This window comes from Kluyvera sp. 142486 (assembly GCF_046569695.1).
Lineage (GTDB): Bacteria > Pseudomonadota > Gammaproteobacteria > Enterobacterales > Enterobacteriaceae > Kluyvera.
This window is the reverse complement of the sequence record NZ_JBKHUI010000014.1, coordinates 138,566-153,037: the sequence shown is the minus strand read 5'-3', so window position 1 is coordinate 153,037 and position 14,472 is coordinate 138,566. Positions and strand designations below refer to the sequence as shown.

Below are 14,472 nucleotides of genomic sequence, written 5' to 3'. Positions count from 1 at the left end.
AGAGAATAATCACGTTGGGTGCGTTTGAACTCAGTCATCATCACGTTCTCCGGATTTAAGTCAGGAACGTGTCAACGCTATTCAGGACGGGTCAACGGATGTAAAAAAGCCTGCCAGGGTAACCTGGCAGGCTTTTTTGTAGGCCGGATAAGGCGGCAGCCGCCATCCGGCAATCACGATACTGTTACAGCGCCATATCGTGCTGCGGTGACGCCTTCTCTGGCTCTGCTGCCGGTTTCGCATGGGCGACTGGGGCGGCTGGCATCTGAATCACTGGTGGCTTGGTCAGTTCCAGCGTGGCAGCGGTGTCATCCCAAACCTGCTGGGTCAGCGCGACGTTGCCGTTCAGGTTCTGGCCAAAGCTCGGTACGATACCGCGAATTTTGCTCTGCCATTCCGGTGAGTTGAACTGCTCCGGGAACAGCTTTTTAATCACGTTCAGGGTGATTGGCGCAGCGGTAGAAGCGCCTGGAGATGCCCCCAGCAGCGCGGAGATGGTGCGCTGTTGGTCAACCACCACTTCGGTACCCAACTTCAGCACGCCGCCTTTATCCGCGTCTTTCTTGATGATCTGCACGCGCTGGCCTGCCTGAATCAGCTTCCAGTCCTCTTTACGCGCCTCTGGGTAGTACTCTTTCAGCGCGGCAAAGCGGTCGTCATCGCTCAGCATCACCTGGCTCACCAGGTATTTCACCAGGTCGAAGTTATCCAGACCTACGTGAGTCATCGGCATCACGTTGCTGGTTGTGGTGGTGCTCAGCAGGTCAAAGAACGAACCCTGCTTAAGGAACTTGGTGGAGAAGGTCGCGAACGGCCCAAACAGCACCACGCGTTTACCATCAATAAAGCGCGCATCGATATGCGGCACCGACATCGGTGGTGCGCCAACGGAAGCCTGACCGTAGACTTTTTCCATATGCTGACGCGTGACGTCCGGGTTTTCGGTCATCAGGAAGGAGCCGCCGACCGGGAAGCCCGCGTAATTATCTGCTTCCGGAATGCCGGTTTTCTGCAGCAGCTTCAGCGCCCCGCCGCCCGCACCGATAAAGACATATTTCGCGTCGATAGCGTGCTGCTTACCGCTGTTCACGTCTTCAATGGTGACGTGCCAGGAGTTATCGCCGTTGCGTTTGAATTCAGTGACTTCAGAGGAAGTTTGCAGCGAGAAGTGGTTGTTTTTTTGCAGGCTGCCAATCAGCTGACGGGTAATTTCACCGTAGTTAACGTCGGTGCCAACCGGTGTCCAGGTGGCAGCAACTTTTTGCTGCGGGTCACGACCGGCCATCACCAGCGGCGCCCACTGGGCAATTTGCTGATGATCGGTGGAGAATTTCATCCCCTGGAACAGAGTGGTTTTCTGCAGCGCATCGTAACGTTTACCAAGGTAATCCACGTTTTTATCGCCCCAGACGAAGCTCATGTGCGGCGTGGAGTTAATAAAGCTATGCGGGTTATTCAGAATGCCGCGCTTCACCTGTGAGGACCAGAACTGGCGGGAAATCATAAACTGTTCGTTAATTTCCAGCGCCTTGGTCACGTCGATGGTGCCGTCCGGGCGCTGCGGCGTGTAGTTCAGCTCCATATTGGCGGAGTGGCCGGTACCGGCGTTATTCCAGCCGTTAGAAGATTCCATCGCGACTTTATCGAGCTTCTCCACCATCACCTGTTTCCAGTCAGGCTGTAACTCCTGTAACCAGGTGCCCAGTGAGGCGCTCATGATCCCGCCGCCAATTAGCAGGACGTCGGTTTTTTCGGTGGTATCGGTATCTGCGTAAGCCGCTGAATTGACCAGCAGCGCGATGGTCGCCAGAGTAAATAATTTTTTATTAATAGCAGGCATAATGATGATATTCGCATAGCTAAATGTAATGTGTGCGCTAATAGTAGCGCACTTTTACATTATTTTAAAATACCACTCACTTTCCACTTAGAGTTATTAACAAATTACCCACTCCGCTTTTTTTAATTAAAAAAAGCATCCGCATTGTTTGCATGGAAATAAAATTTAAATAATTCCAGTTTAATTCAGTAATTAATGCAGCCCGAATTCCGCCATAAGCTGCTGGCGTAACAGAACAAAATCCGTGCTGCTGCGTTCACGCGGCCGCGGTAATGTCACCTCAATGGTACGAATCGGGTCGCCTTTAATTTTTGGCAAAATAATCACCCGATCGGCGAGGTAAATCGCCTCTTCCAGATCGTGCGTCACCAGCACCATCGTCATCTTTTCCGCATCGCGAATACGCGCCAGCTCTTCCTGCATGGTGATTTTGGTCATCGCATCCAGCGCTCCGAGCGGCTCATCCAGCAGCAGAATTTCCGGCTGAATGGTCAGCGCTCGGGCAATGCCGACACGCTGGGCCATGCCGCCGGAAAGCTGATTGGGCAGCGCCTGCTCGCAGTGGCTAAGCCCCACCAGCTCAATCGCCTCTTTCGCCCGCGCCCTGGCCTGCTTGCGCGGCACGCCCTGCACGTCGAGACTGAAGCTGACGTTTTCCAGCACCGTCAGCCACGGCAGCAGGCGCGGCTCCTGGAAAATGACTGCCCGCTCGCGGCTCATGCCGTGCACCGCCTGGCCGTCAATCACCACGTCGCCCGCATCCGGCGTTTCAAGCCCCGCCAGAATGCGCAGCAGCGTGGTTTTCCCGCAGCCGCTGGGCCCGACGATGGCAATGCTCTGCCCACTTTCAATCTGTAAATTGAGGTCGCGGAAGACATCGAACGGTTTCCCCTCAAGGGAAAAGATTTTGCGTAAGCGGCGAATCGAGATGTCGCCACGGGCGCTCTGGGTGGTTGATGTCATCATGCACCTTCCGTTTTCAGCAAAATATTTGACGCTTTAAGCTGGCCTTTTTTCAGCACGCCGTCGCGCTCAAGAATATCCAGCCAGAACTGCACATCATGAGGTTCCGACAGCCCACCTTTGCGGACACCGTAGCCGGTAAAGTACTGCGCCACGTCCGGGTTTTCACCGCGTTCTTTAAGGATTTTCGCCATGATTTCGCGCACCTGCGCCGGGTTGTCGCGGGCATAATCCAGCGCGCGAGCCGATTCAACCACGAAGATACGCGCCGCATCCGGATGCTGTTTGACGAAGTCGGAACGCAGCACCGTAAAGCCACCGGCAATCGGCCCCAGCACGTCCGCATCGTTGAAGATTGGGCGCAGGCCGCCGTGGCTGCGCGCGACGCCTTCAAAGGTGGTCTGCCAGTAGCCAAAGGCGGCAACGTCGACCTGACCCGAACGCAATGTCTGTTCAAGCTGCGGGCCCGGAACCGCGACCGGTTTGGCGGCGTTTTCCGGCAGGTTCGCCTGATGCAGCGCCTCACGCAGGGTGTAATCCAGATGCGCCCCCAGAGTGTTTACCGCTACGCTTTTTCCGACTAAATCTTTGATAGACTTAATCGGGCTATCCTCCTTCACGTAGAAGATAGATTTGGTGGTTTCGTTGATGCCGTTGGTCGGGTAAGCCGCCACAAAGTCGTTACCGTTGGCGATAGCATTAATCACCGCTGGCGTCGCCGCTGAGCCAACATCAATGCTGCCGGAAGCCAGAGCAAATAAAGACTCCGGGCCGCCGCTGGCGTAGCCGGCATTTTTAATCGACACGCCGGTGCCTTTAAAATATCCCAGCGCTTCCGCCAGTTCGTGAGCGGAAATACCGCCATAGCTCGCCATATAGCGCATCGTGACTTCATCCTGAGCACGAACCGACGCACTAACACCCAATAAGAAAAGCACCGCAACCCACGCAGAATAGAACTGTTTTTTCATTATAAAAATTCCTTTATGGCGATAAGTAAAAACGCAAAATAACGTGCAAAATTAACGGCTACGAATATTCCATCGACACAGGCGACGTTGCAGTACGACCAGAATCGCGTTCGCTAATAACCCGGCAAACGCCAGCAGAAATATCGCGGCAAACATCATGGGTATTTGGAAGTTATATTGCGCATTCATCACCCTAAAACCGATCCCCTGATTCGCCCCGATCATTTCGGCGGCAATCAACAGCAGCAGCGCGGTGGTGGCCGACAGGCGGAGGCCGATAAAAATGGAGGGAACGGAAGCAGGGACTATCACCCGGTAGAACAGCGTCAAGCGCCCGGCACCAAACGTGCGCGCCATCTCCAGCAGTTTGGTATCCACCTCTTTCACGCCGCTAATGGTCGACAGCAGAATCGGGAACAGCGCCGCCCAGAAAATCACGAACACTTTGGACGTTTCTCCGAGCCCGAGCAGCAGAATAAAGATCGGATACAGCGCCAGCGCCGAGGTTTGGCGGAACAGCTGTAGGATCGGGTCCAGTGCCTGCTCAAGCGGGCGAATCTGCCCCATAAACAGCCCCAGCGGGATGCCCACCACAATGGCGGCAGCGAAAGCCAGCCCGGCGCGCTGGAGGCTGATGGTGATGTCACCCAGCAGCGCGCCCTGAGTAATGCCGTTCCACAGGGCGACAAAGATTTTATCCAGCGGCGGGATGATCGCCGCGTTCAGCCAACCGGCGGTGCTGGCAATCTGCCAACCGGCGAAGAACAGCACCAGCAGGCCGTAGCGCGCAATCAGCGACAGGCTGCGCTGATACCATACCAGGTAAACAGGCTTAGTCTGTACGCGCGCCTTCAGACGAATTCGGGTCGTGGAATAGAACATTACGCCTCCTTAAGCCACTTTGCTGTTACGCACGGCGCTGTAGCGGTTGCTGGCAAACGGCAGCCCCAGATTTTCACGCAGCGTTTTGCCCTCGTACTGAGTACGGAACAGCCCGCGTTTTTGTAAAATCGGCACCACCAGCTCAATAAAGTCATCCAGGCCGCCCGGAAGCCACGGCGGCAGTACGTTGAAGCCGTCGGCGGCATCGTTTTCAAACCACTCCTGCAGCGTATCCGCCACCTGCTCGGCGCTGCCCACCACGGTGAAATGACCGCGAGCGGTCGCTACCCACTGGTAGAGCTGGCGAATAGTGAAGTTGTTTTCATCGGCAATCTGGCGAATCAGCTCGGGACGTGATTTCATCCCTTCGGTCACCGGCAGCGGCGGCAACGGACCATCCGGGTCGAATTTGCCGAGGTCGATACCGCCACCGGCCAGCCCGTTCAGCAGGGCGATACCGTCGGCTTCGACAATCAGCGAGGTCAGCTTGTGGTACTTCTCTTGCGCCTCTTCCTCGGTGCGGCCAATAAATGGCGCGACGCCTGGCATAATCAACACATGGTTCGGGTTACGGCCGACGGCGCGAGCGCGTGATTTAATATCGCGATAGAAATCCTGTGCGGTGTCGAGATGCTGATGCGAGGTAAAGATAACCTCGGCCGTCGCGGCCGCCAGCGCGCGACCGCTTTCAGATTGCCCCGCCTGCACAATCACCGGTTGACCCTGCGCCGAGCGCGGTACGTTCAGCGGCCCACGGACCTTAAAGAATTTGCCGACGTGGTCAGTGTTGTGCACCTTGCTGCGGTCAAAAAACTGGCCCGAGGCTTTGTCACGCAAAAATGCGTCGTCTTCGAAGCTATCCCACAGCTTTTTCACCACTTCGACGTGCTCTTTCGCCCGCTGATAGCGGTACTCATGGGGATGCTGGGTATCCAGATTAAAGTTGTGCGCCGCCGCTTCGGTGGCGGTTGTCACCACGTTCCAGCCAGCGCGTCCGCCGGAGATCAGGTCCAGCGAAGCAAACTTACGCGCCAGGTTATAGGGTTCTTCGTAGGTGGTGGAGGCGGTAGCGATAAAGCCGATGTTTTGCGTTAGCGGCGCCAGCGCCGAAAACAGGGTGACCGGCTCAAAGCCCGCCACTTTCGCGGTACCACCGTCGGTCACGCCGGAAGCGGGGATCGCCAGGCCGTCAGCCAGGAAGTAGGCATCAAACAGGCCGCGTTCGGCGGTCTGGGCAAGCTGCTTGTGGAATTCAAAGCTGGTCGCACCATCGGCGGGAGCCTCAGGGTGACGCCACGCCGCGATATGCTGACCGCCGCCGGGAAGGAAAGCCCCTAATTTGATCTGTCTGCTCATTCTGGTTTCTCCTGATTCGATGCCGAAAGTGGGCTGAAACCAAGATAGCCAGAATGCGCAGTCATTCTGAAATAACAAATATTGAGTTAGTTATTTACATTTTTGCAATAAAGCCAGTAAAGGCCTGTAGGCCGGATAAGCGCAGCGCCATCCGGCAGCGGTCGGCAGAGTGCCGGATGGCGCTGCGCTTATCCGGCCTACGCATCAGTTATCCTCTTTAGCTTCGATAACGACAGTTTCCGGGCGGCGATTTTCACGCAGCCAGGCAGGAAGCTCCGCCAGCTTTATCCCTTCCGGTACGATGCTGTACTTCAGGCAGGCCACCCGCTGAGAGCGATAAATACTGGTGTAGCCTGAAACCAGATAGGCCACCACGCAGGCCATGGCGGCATACACGCCGATATCCGCGCCGAACAGTTCAATCGCCATCAGCGTCGAGGCAATTGGCGTATTCGCCGCACCGGCAAAGACCGCCACAAATCCCAGCCCCGCCAGGAAAGCAAACGGCAGATGCAGCAGCGGTGCCAGCGCGTTACCCAGCGTAGCGCCGACGTAGAACAGCGGTGTCACCTCCCCGCCTTTAAACCCACTGCCGAGCGAAGCGACGGTAAAGACCAGCTTGCCAAGGAAATCCCACGGCGCCAGCGGATGCTGTAAGGCATCGACAATCACCGGAATACCGAGACCAATGTAGCGGTCGGCATGCAGCAGATAGACCGCCGCGGCCACCACCACCCCGCCGATAAACGGGCGCAGCGGTGCGTAGGCAATCCATTTCTTCATCATGCCCCCGATCAGATGAGTCGCGTCGGCAAAAACGCGCGCAGCCAGACCAAAGCAGCAGCCAGCAACGATAACCGCCGCCAGCGTCCAGGCCGATACCGCAGGGATAGATGACATCATGTAATGCGTATGGTGCACGCCCCACATCAGGCCGACCTGGTCTGCCACCACTGCGGCCACCAGGCAGGGGAAAATCGCGGTGTAGTGCATGCGCCCCATCGCCATCACCTCGAGGCCGAAAATCGCTCCGGCAAGCGGCGTACCGAATACGGAAGAAAAACCTGCGCTGACGCCCGCCATCAGCACCATGCGGCGCGCATCGTTATCCAGCCCTAGCAGCGGCGTGAACCGATCGGCAATCGAGGCACCCATTTGCACCGCCGTGCCTTCACGGCCAACCGACGCGCCAAACAGATGCGACACCACCGTGCCAATAAACACCAACGGTGCCATTCGCAGAGGAATGGTATTCGCCGGGCTGTGGACCTCTTCCAGAATCAGGTTGTTCCCCGCCTCTACCGAACGGCCGAGGCGCAGATAAATCCAGCCCACCACAAAACCAGCAAATGGCAGCAGCAGGATAAGCCAGTGATGATCAAGGCGCGTGGCGGTCGCCCAGTCGAGCGAAAAGAGAAATAAGGCGGATGCAGAGCCGACGAGTACGGCAATAATCACAGCGAGCAGCAGCCACTGTAGCAGGAAGAAAAGCGAATTTTTACGAGCGAAGTGTTCAGAGAGCATTGACGCATCCTCAGATGAATTAATCATCCTGGACGCAGTAGAGGTGTGCCTGTTCATTCCCGGTCCAGGAATATAAACAGGCATCATCAGCCACACGGCGGTTCAAGGGGGAATGCCATCCCCTATGAATGAATGTTAGCACACGAATCGTTTCAGCCAAATACTTTGTGGCCGGGATTATTTCAGCGTCTCCAGCGGGAAAGGCCGGTCCTGCACCACCGTTTTCATCACCAGCGTTGAGCGCAGATGCTGCACACCCGGCATCGCCGACAGCTTTTGATCGTAGAGCTTCTGGAACGAGGAGAGATCGCGCGTGACCACCTGCATCAGATAGTCCGGGTCGCCAAACAGCCGCTGGGCCATGACGATCTGCGGGATCTCTTCCACCGCCTCTTCAAACGCACTGACCGCCTTCCTGTCGCCCTCTTTCAGGGTCGCAAAGACCAGCGCGACGAAGTTAAAGCCCATTTTGCCGGGATCAAGGTTAGCGCGATAACCGGTAATCACCCCTTCCTGCTCCAGCGCCCGCAACCGCCGATGGCACGGCGACAGGCTCAGATTTACCCGTTCGGCAAGCTCAGTGATAGATAAACGGCCATCGGCCTGTAGCTGCGCAAGAATTTTTCGATCGATGCTGTCCATTTAGAATATTTTCTCTCTGAGACCGGGTTTTCAGCATAACATTGAAAGCCCATTGCGCGGCAATACCGATATTCTGTCCTGACATTCAGTGAGGGTTTTTGAGGTTAACGTGATGAGCAAGCGCGAGGCGATTCGAGTATGGAAATGAGTTTGGTAGCGGGATTCTGGCTGGTCTCCTTTTTGCTTATCATGACGCCGGGGGCTGATTGGGCCTACACCATCAGCGCCGGGATCCATGGGCGGAGCATCGTGCCTGCGGTGGCGGGACTGATGTCCGGCCATTTGCTGGCGACGATTATCGTGGTGGCGGGCGTCGGCGTACTCATTGCGGGGCATCCACTGGCGCTGTCGGTGATTACGCTGCTGGGGGCGTGCTATCTGCTATGGCTCGGCGTGTCGCTGTTACGTCACCCCGCAACGGTATCCAGCGCCACGCAGCAAAGCGGCGGCTGGAACCAGTGGGCGCTGAAAGGCATGTGCATCAGCGGCCTCAACCCAAAAGTCTTTCTGCTGTTTCTGGCGCTGCTACCGCAATTTACCGACCCGCACGGCCAGTGGTCGGTGGCAATGCAGATGTCGGCGCTCGGGGTAATGCATCTCATCACCTGCACGATTATCTATTTAATGGTGGGTTACGGTTCGCGTGCGCTGTTGGCAAGCCGTCCGCAGGCGGCGCGGGTTGTCAGCCGTTTTTCGGGTGGATTGATGGTGTTTATCGCCGTGGTGCTGCTGATCGAACAGCTTCGTTAGTGAAAGTGCGCCAGCTCACGCTGGCGCGGCATTTCAGGCGCGAATATCGTCATACTCGCGGGTGTTATCAAATTCATGTTTCGCAAACGGGCACAGCGGGATGATTTTGCGCTGTTCCTGACGCATCTTCTCCACCACCTTAGCCACCAACTGCTTGCCAACGCCCTGCCCCTTCAGGCTCGGGTCTACATCGGTGTGTTCAATGATGCTCAGATGCTCGCCGGTGGGAACAAAGACGATTTCCGCCACCTGATTACCGTCGCTGTCGTTAACGTAGAACTTGTTATGGCCTTCCAGAATGTCCATGTTTCCCTCTCTTAATCGTGATGACGGTATTTCAGCGCCCCGCTTGGGCAGGTGTCGATAACGCGCACCACCGTTTGCTCATCTACCTCATCCGGGATGATCCACGGTTTACGCTTCAGGTTAAACAGCTTGCTGCTCCCGCGCACGCAGTTCCCCGAGTGCTGGCACATCGCCGTGTTAAAGTAGACATCGATCTTCTCCCCGGTATAGACACGATAGCCTGCGTCCAGTAGTTCCTTATCCATGACATTGCCTCTATTTTTTTATATGGGTTCGAGACTAAGCATAGACCTGTCTGGGGGGGAGATTCATCACCTATTGTGAAAATCCGCAGCGAGATAGTTTTCATCCGTGGCAGTGAGAGATGTATCGCGCAGATGAAAAAGTGTGGAAAATAGCCGATGGTATCTGCCCGATAATAAAGAATGTGTATTTACAGATGTTCCAGGATGGAAAAAGAAAGCATGCAGCCCCGACAATGATGTCGGGGCTATTGCTATATCAGAATATATTAGAAGGAATATGCCACGCCGACACGGAAACGGGTCTGGCGATCATCACGGTCGTTCACGCCAACGTTGCCCACTTCACCGTATGGGGCCCAATTTTTATCAATTTTGTACGCCACTTTGACATTATATTCCTGGGAATACGGTTTGTTGTTGTTACGTGGAGTCCCTTCGGTGCTGCGTGCGTATACATAGTTCAGCTCGGTACGCCAGTCGCCGAACACATAGCCAGCCCATGCATCGCCACGGTTGACTTTATCGTCATTTTTGTTGGCGTTTGACGGGTAGCGAGTGTAGTCATAACGGTAACGGGCTGCGACGTAAAAGCCATTGTCGAAGCTGTACTGCACGCGCAGGTTTGGCTTGTAAATGGAGCGGCTGTCGTTACTTTCGATATTAAAGCCAGGTTGAACAGAGAAGTTTTTATTGAATTTATATTGATAGCTAATCGATTCTTCATGGCCGTTACCGATAAAATCGGAGAATGGTTGGTCGGTATTGTCGCCACCTGATTTCCATTTTGCTTCTACCGAGAAGCCAAAGCCATTTGCAAAGCGGTGAGAAACGGAAACACGATCCGCGTTGGTTTTATCGGTTTTACCACCATCAATGAATTCATGACGGAGATCGACAGTGACTGCAGATGCTGCGAAAGAGGCGCCACACAAAGCTATCATGACCAGAGATTTCTTAAACATGCAATAACCCTCAATTGAAATTACGTTTCATTTTTATGGAATTACATTTTATTTTTTTAGGAAGTTTATTTTAGTGATCAAGATCGTAAAGATTTATTTCATGAATGTATGGATAACAAGGACGTGACGGGCCTCAAGTAAATAGCGATTGACTAACCCAAAATAGCGCTACAGATCACACCAAAGATTAACTTACATTAAATTTACATATCTTTATACTTAAAATTTAGTTATTAAATTCAGCAAGATACAAAATTAATCACTTCCGTTATTTATTTATCTTTAATAGTTTTAACGACCAACAATATAAACACCAAGCATTAACGCCATAACTCGTTACATATATCCCTATTCATCATCTTATTTCATGATACAAACTAGCCATTTTTTGTAGTTTATTTAACGGCCTTATAGACAGGAATAAGCGGTTGCGCTCAACGCTTCGGCGCAATATACACGCCTCTGGCTCTTGTTAGAAAACGCCGCTTGTGCATCACGAGATAGTTTTTCTTTAGTGGTAAGCGATATCTTCTGATTCGTCACGCTCACCCCTCGCTGTCATCATGCCCCCACAGCACACGGCATGCCGCCGTGGAAATGAACATCACCATCGAGGTCAGCAATGAGCGCATTATTCTCCGGTAAAAAATTGTTAGTGGTTGGCGGTACCAGCGGTATGGGTTTTGAAACTGCAAAACGGGTACTGAAAAATGGCGGCAGCGTGGTTCTGGTGGGCAACCGCCAGGATAAAGCCGAGCAGGCACGCCTAGCGCTGATGGCCGACGGCCCGGTTTCCATCATCATTGCCGACCTGATGAAAGAAGAGGGCATGCAGCACGTTATCAACACTATTAACGCAGAACACCAGGACATCAGTCTGCTGGTCAACGCCGCCGGGGTATTCTTCCCGAAAGCGTTCACCGAGCACGAGATGGCGGACTACGACATGTATATGAGCATCAACCGTGCCACCTTCTTTATTACTCGTGACGTAGTGCGCAATATGGTGAATGCAGGTATTCAGGGCGCCATCGTCAATATTGGTTCGATGTGGGCGCAGCAGGCCATTGGCGCAACGCCATCCTCTGCCTACTCCATGGCGAAAGCGGGTCTGCACGCGCTGACCAAAAACCTGGCCATTGAGTTGGGGGGTAAAGGGATCCGCGTGAACGCCGTTTCTCCGGCGGTGGTGCACACTCCAATCTACGAAGGCTTTATCCCGAAAGAAGAGGTCGGTGCAGTGATGAACAGCTTTGACAACTTCCACCCAATTGGCCGCGTCGGTACACCTGCCGATGTCGCTGAAGCCGTCTCCTTCCTGCTGTCTGATAAAGCTGGCTGGGTCACTGGCGCTATCTGGGACGTTGACGGTGGCGTGATGGCGGGTCGTAACGCCTGATTTCAGGCATGGAAATACATCCTGGAAGTAATGAAGTCTGATAGTCGCGCTCGCTGACGACAAGCGAGCGCTTTTTGCATCAGGCAACCATCGGCACGTCATCCAGACCCTGATAAACAGCCAATCCCAATTTATTGGCAATACGAACATCATTATCTGCTCCCGTTGACTCACCTTGCAGACGGAGCACCGCATCACAGCGCGTCAGCAGTCGATGTGCCACCGGATAGAGGTACGCTTCGCTGATAGGGTCGCCCACCTTTTTTGAGCCTGCGGCAGTGGCCAGCGGGAAAGCCAACCATTCACCTATCACCGGAATATGCCCTTTGTCATAAACTGCCAGTGCCGCTTTTTCCATTCTCGCCAGGTTTTCATGCATCAGCCGTTCATCACCGTTGGTTCCGCTACGCACAGGGCCGGCTATCAGTACGATCATACTTTTCATGTCAGTGCTCCAGATGGGTTGTTGTTTTTAATAGCAGGTAATGGCAAACAACCTATCATGCAAAATCATGCACAAACAAGATAAATCGTGCATTCAATGAATGATACTAATCTGCGTAACGCATATTTTGGCTGGAAAAGATGGTAAACGTTAAAAATCGTGCATGGTAAATGCGGCTTTACCATCAAGAGGGGATAGCAAGGAATTTCACAGAAGCATCGGGCAATATTGGGTTACAGTTACAACATGAATCCGTTAGGTAGCTTAGTCTTTGAGATATGATTCTGGTCAGAAATAACAGAGGGAAGAAAAACGTGGAGCGGGCGAAGGGAATCGAACCCTCGTATAGAGCTTGGGAAGCTCTCGTTCTACCATTGAACTACGCCCGCAAAGGTGTGCGAGGAGCATTATAAACGTTACTCCTCGCCTGGCAAGCCTTTAGGCCGCTAAGTGATGACAAAATAACCGCTTAGCACTTCGGTTTGCTGCCCTGCGGCGGCAAATAGCGCAGCGGGTCGATGGCCGTGGCGCGATAGCGAATCTGGAAGTGCAGCCTTACCGAGTCGGCGTCTGAATTGCCCATAGTGGCTATCTGCTGGCCAATTTTCACGTTTTGACCGTTGTTAACCATCAGCTTATCGTTATGTGCGTAGGCGGTAATGTAATCTTCATCATGCTTAATCATCACCAGGTTGCCGTAGCCGCGCAGCTGGTTGCCGACGTAAACCACTTTCCCTGCCGCCGCCGCGTAGACCGGTTGACCACGGCTGCCTGCAATATCAATGCCCTTATTACCGCCTTCCGAGGTGGAGTAACGCATCACCACCTTACCGGTAGCCGGCCAGCGCCAGCAGCGTTGGCCCACAGCCGGCCATGAGGACTGCGGAACGGCGGAAGACGGTGTGACTTTCGCCGTTTGCGTCGCGCTGGATTTTTTACCACCGGAAGATTTTGCCGAGCCGTTCACCCTCAGCTTCTGGCCGACGTTGATATTATACGGCGGTGAGATGCCGTTAAGACGAGCCAGTTCCCCGACGCTGGTGCCCGTCATCCGCGAAATGCGAGACAGCGTGTCACCTCGCTTGACGGTGTAAACCGAGCCGCTGTAGCTGCCTTCCGAATTGGATGATTTTCCAGCACAGCCAGACAGCGCAAGCCCGATAATCAGGCACATTAACAGACGTATTGGGGAAGAGAGTTGGCGTCCTGCTCGCAAAACGAATCCTCAGGTCATAAACGTTCGGGTGGCCTATAATAGCAGGCTCACGCTGGATACCAAACCATCAACCCTGAGTGTTAAGGGGAAACGGGTAGCCTTCCGCCACCAGCTCCATCACCTGCGGGCACCAGTTTACCGCCGGGATTTTCACCATTGCCGGGTAGAAAATCTGTGGTGAGGGGAACACATCCACGACATAACAGTTCTTAAGTTTTTCAGCGCAGACCTCAGACGACGGCAGCAGCGTCGCGGCAGCAAGCCCCGACTCCAGCCAGTCGATGATCACCCCCGGTTGGGTAATATGCATAATTACCTTAGGGTTCACGCCTGCTTTGCGGAACAGGTCGATCAGCATCTCGTAGGTGCCGGAATCTTTCGCCCGATGCAGCAGTACCAGCGGTAACGCCCCCAGTGCAGTGTAATCAAATGGATTATCAGGCGGCTCTGGCAGACATGTTTTATTGACAACCGCCACCAGCTTCACCGGGTCGAACGACACGTAGTCGAACCCTTCGCTGCGATAAGGACGCTGAATAAAGGCCAGATCGATGGCCCCTTCATTGAGCAGCATCTCCAGATGGCTGGAATCGGTCACCGAGATATTAATTTCGATTTCAGGGTGGCGCTGATAAAGCGCCAGCAGCAGCGGCTTGAAATAGGACTGGAACAGATGGCTCATCCCAAAACGCAGCTGAAGCCGGTCTTTCTGTGCGATCTCCATCGTTTCTCTGGCGGTGTCTTCCACCTGACGCAAAATCTCGCAGGCTTTTCGATAGAGAAAAAAGCCCGCTTCGGTCGGCTCGATGCGGTTACCGTGGCGTAAAAACAGCGGCGTTTGCAGTTCGTCTTCCAGCTCCTGGATACGCTTGCTCAGCGGCGGCTGCGCCATGTTCAGCACCTTTGCCGCCTGGCTTATCGACCCCTGCTCTACCACTCGGCAAAAATACCGTAATCGCTTTAAATCCATG

Annotated in this window: 15 protein-coding genes, 1 tRNA gene and 1 riboswitch; of the genes, 2 read left to right on the top strand and 14 right to left on the bottom strand. The window is 54.2% G+C overall.

Going from position 1 to position 14,472, the window contains the following annotated elements; all coding sequences use genetic code 11:
* Positions 1–184: 184 nt before the first annotated feature.
* The 7 genes from mqo to ACLGE8_RS16300 all read right to left on the bottom strand — a co-directional run bounded on the left by mqo (position 185) and on the right by ACLGE8_RS16300 (position 8,178).
* Positions 185–1,840, bottom strand: coding sequence for a malate dehydrogenase (quinone) (gene mqo, locus ACLGE8_RS16330; protein ID WP_410999929.1), 1,656 nt, complete (start codon positions 1,838–1,840; stop codon positions 185–187).
* Positions 1,841–2,032: 192 nt separating this feature from the next.
* On the bottom strand, positions 2,033–2,806 hold the full coding sequence (locus tag ACLGE8_RS16325) for an ABC transporter ATP-binding protein (RefSeq protein WP_410999928.1): 774 nt from the start codon (positions 2,804–2,806) through the stop codon (positions 2,033–2,035).
* Positions 2,803–3,774 (bottom strand): ABC transporter substrate-binding protein, encoded by a 972-nt coding sequence (locus tag ACLGE8_RS16320; protein ID WP_410999927.1) that lies wholly within the window; start codon positions 3,772–3,774, stop codon positions 2,803–2,805. The genes ACLGE8_RS16325 and ACLGE8_RS16320 overlap by 4 nt, the downstream gene beginning before the upstream one ends.
* Before the next feature lie 51 nt (positions 3,775–3,825).
* On the bottom strand, positions 3,826–4,656 hold the full coding sequence (locus ACLGE8_RS16315; protein ID WP_410999926.1) for an ABC transporter permease: 831 nt from the start codon (positions 4,654–4,656) through the stop codon (positions 3,826–3,828).
* A 9-nt stretch (positions 4,657–4,665) separates the two neighbouring features.
* The gene (locus ACLGE8_RS16310; RefSeq protein ID WP_410999925.1) at positions 4,666–6,012 is read right to left on the bottom strand and encodes an LLM class flavin-dependent oxidoreductase; all 1,347 of its coding nucleotides are present in this window, start codon (positions 6,010–6,012) and stop codon (positions 4,666–4,668) included.
* 204 nt (positions 6,013–6,216) lie between these two features.
* The gene (locus ACLGE8_RS16305; protein WP_410999924.1) at positions 6,217–7,536 is read right to left on the bottom strand and encodes a voltage-gated chloride channel family protein; all 1,320 of its coding nucleotides are present in this window, start codon (positions 7,534–7,536) and stop codon (positions 6,217–6,219) included.
* A 70-nt stretch (positions 7,537–7,606) separates the two neighbouring features.
* Positions 7,607–7,668, bottom strand: a riboswitch (Fluoride riboswitch).
* A gap of 45 nt (positions 7,669–7,713) precedes the next feature.
* Entirely contained in the window at positions 7,714–8,178 is a 465-nt protein-coding gene (locus ACLGE8_RS16300; protein WP_185670007.1) for an Lrp/AsnC family transcriptional regulator, read from the bottom strand.
* A 138-nt stretch (positions 8,179–8,316) separates the two neighbouring features.
* Between ACLGE8_RS16300 and ACLGE8_RS16295 the strand changes: the two genes are divergently transcribed.
* The gene (locus tag ACLGE8_RS16295; RefSeq protein ID WP_410999923.1) at positions 8,317–8,928 is read left to right on the top strand and encodes a LysE family translocator; all 612 of its coding nucleotides are present in this window, start codon (positions 8,317–8,319) and stop codon (positions 8,926–8,928) included.
* A 33-nt stretch (positions 8,929–8,961) separates the two neighbouring features.
* Here ACLGE8_RS16295 and ACLGE8_RS16290 read toward each other — a convergent pair whose 3' ends face one another.
* From ACLGE8_RS16290 to ACLGE8_RS16280, 3 genes are all read right to left on the bottom strand, one after another.
* On the bottom strand, positions 8,962–9,234 hold the full coding sequence (locus tag ACLGE8_RS16290; RefSeq protein WP_333500336.1) for a GNAT family N-acetyltransferase: 273 nt from the start codon (positions 9,232–9,234) through the stop codon (positions 8,962–8,964).
* An 11-nt stretch (positions 9,235–9,245) separates the two neighbouring features.
* Positions 9,246–9,479, bottom strand: a complete 234-nt coding sequence (gene yjdI, locus ACLGE8_RS16285) for a 4Fe-4S mono-cluster protein YjdI (protein ID WP_410999922.1) — start codon at positions 9,477–9,479, stop codon at positions 9,246–9,248.
* A 266-nt stretch (positions 9,480–9,745) separates the two neighbouring features.
* The gene (locus ACLGE8_RS16280) at positions 9,746–10,441 is read right to left on the bottom strand and encodes a porin (RefSeq protein ID WP_410999921.1); all 696 of its coding nucleotides are present in this window, start codon (positions 10,439–10,441) and stop codon (positions 9,746–9,748) included.
* A gap of 622 nt (positions 10,442–11,063) precedes the next feature.
* Here ACLGE8_RS16280 and ACLGE8_RS16275 point away from each other — a divergent pair.
* Positions 11,064–11,840, top strand: a complete 777-nt coding sequence (locus ACLGE8_RS16275) for an SDR family NAD(P)-dependent oxidoreductase (RefSeq protein WP_410999920.1) — start codon at positions 11,064–11,066, stop codon at positions 11,838–11,840.
* Positions 11,841–11,919: 79 nt separating this feature from the next.
* Here ACLGE8_RS16275 and ACLGE8_RS16270 read toward each other — a convergent pair whose 3' ends face one another.
* From ACLGE8_RS16270 to ACLGE8_RS16255, 4 genes are all read right to left on the bottom strand, one after another.
* Positions 11,920–12,285 carry an NUDIX hydrolase gene (locus ACLGE8_RS16270; RefSeq protein ID WP_410999919.1) on the bottom strand — a complete coding sequence of 122 codons (366 nt, stop codon included), beginning with the start codon at positions 12,283–12,285 and terminating at the stop codon, positions 11,920–11,922.
* Positions 12,286–12,600: 315 nt separating this feature from the next.
* A tRNA-Gly gene (locus ACLGE8_RS16265) sits at positions 12,601–12,674 on the bottom strand.
* A gap of 80 nt (positions 12,675–12,754) precedes the next feature.
* On the bottom strand, positions 12,755–13,501 hold the full coding sequence (gene actS, locus ACLGE8_RS16260; protein ID WP_410999918.1) for an amidase activator ActS: 747 nt from the start codon (positions 13,499–13,501) through the stop codon (positions 12,755–12,757).
* A gap of 67 nt (positions 13,502–13,568) precedes the next feature.
* Complete coding sequence (locus ACLGE8_RS16255; RefSeq protein ID WP_410999917.1) at positions 13,569–14,471, bottom strand: LysR family transcriptional regulator; 903 nt, start codon at positions 14,469–14,471, stop codon at positions 13,569–13,571.
* Position 14,472: the final 1 nt, after the last annotated feature.

Bases quoted from the DNA above. Each gene is read 5' to 3' on its own strand.
- mqo (WP_410999929.1), bottom strand. From the start codon at position 1,840: ATGCCTGCTATTAATAAAAAATTATTTACTCTGGCGACCATCGCGCTG.
- ACLGE8_RS16325 (WP_410999928.1), bottom strand. From the start codon at position 2,806: ATGATGACATCAACCACCCAGAGCGCCCGTGGCGACATCTCGATTCGC.
- ACLGE8_RS16320 (WP_410999927.1), bottom strand. From the start codon at position 3,774: ATGAAAAAACAGTTCTATTCTGCGTGGGTTGCGGTGCTTTTCTTATTG.
- ACLGE8_RS16315 (WP_410999926.1), bottom strand. From the start codon at position 4,656: ATGTTCTATTCCACGACCCGAATTCGTCTGAAGGCGCGCGTACAGACT.
- ACLGE8_RS16310 (WP_410999925.1), bottom strand. From the start codon at position 6,012: ATGAGCAGACAGATCAAATTAGGGGCTTTCCTTCCCGGCGGCGGTCAG.
- ACLGE8_RS16305 (WP_410999924.1), bottom strand. From the start codon at position 7,536: ATGCTCTCTGAACACTTCGCTCGTAAAAATTCGCTTTTCTTCCTGCTA.
- ACLGE8_RS16300 (WP_185670007.1), bottom strand. From the start codon at position 8,178: ATGGACAGCATCGATCGAAAAATTCTTGCGCAGCTACAGGCCGATGGC.
- ACLGE8_RS16295 (WP_410999923.1), top strand. From the start codon at position 8,317: ATGGAAATGAGTTTGGTAGCGGGATTCTGGCTGGTCTCCTTTTTGCTT.
- ACLGE8_RS16290 (WP_333500336.1), bottom strand. From the start codon at position 9,234: ATGGACATTCTGGAAGGCCATAACAAGTTCTACGTTAACGACAGCGAC.
- yjdI (WP_410999922.1), bottom strand. From the start codon at position 9,479: ATGGATAAGGAACTACTGGACGCAGGCTATCGTGTCTATACCGGGGAG.
- ACLGE8_RS16280 (WP_410999921.1), bottom strand. From the start codon at position 10,441: ATGTTTAAGAAATCTCTGGTCATGATAGCTTTGTGTGGCGCCTCTTTC.
- ACLGE8_RS16275 (WP_410999920.1), top strand. From the start codon at position 11,064: ATGAGCGCATTATTCTCCGGTAAAAAATTGTTAGTGGTTGGCGGTACC.
- ACLGE8_RS16270 (WP_410999919.1), bottom strand. From the start codon at position 12,285: ATGAAAAGTATGATCGTACTGATAGCCGGCCCTGTGCGTAGCGGAACC.
- ACLGE8_RS16255 (WP_410999917.1), bottom strand. From the start codon at position 14,471: ATGGATTTAAAGCGATTACGGTATTTTTGCCGAGTGGTAGAGCAGGGG.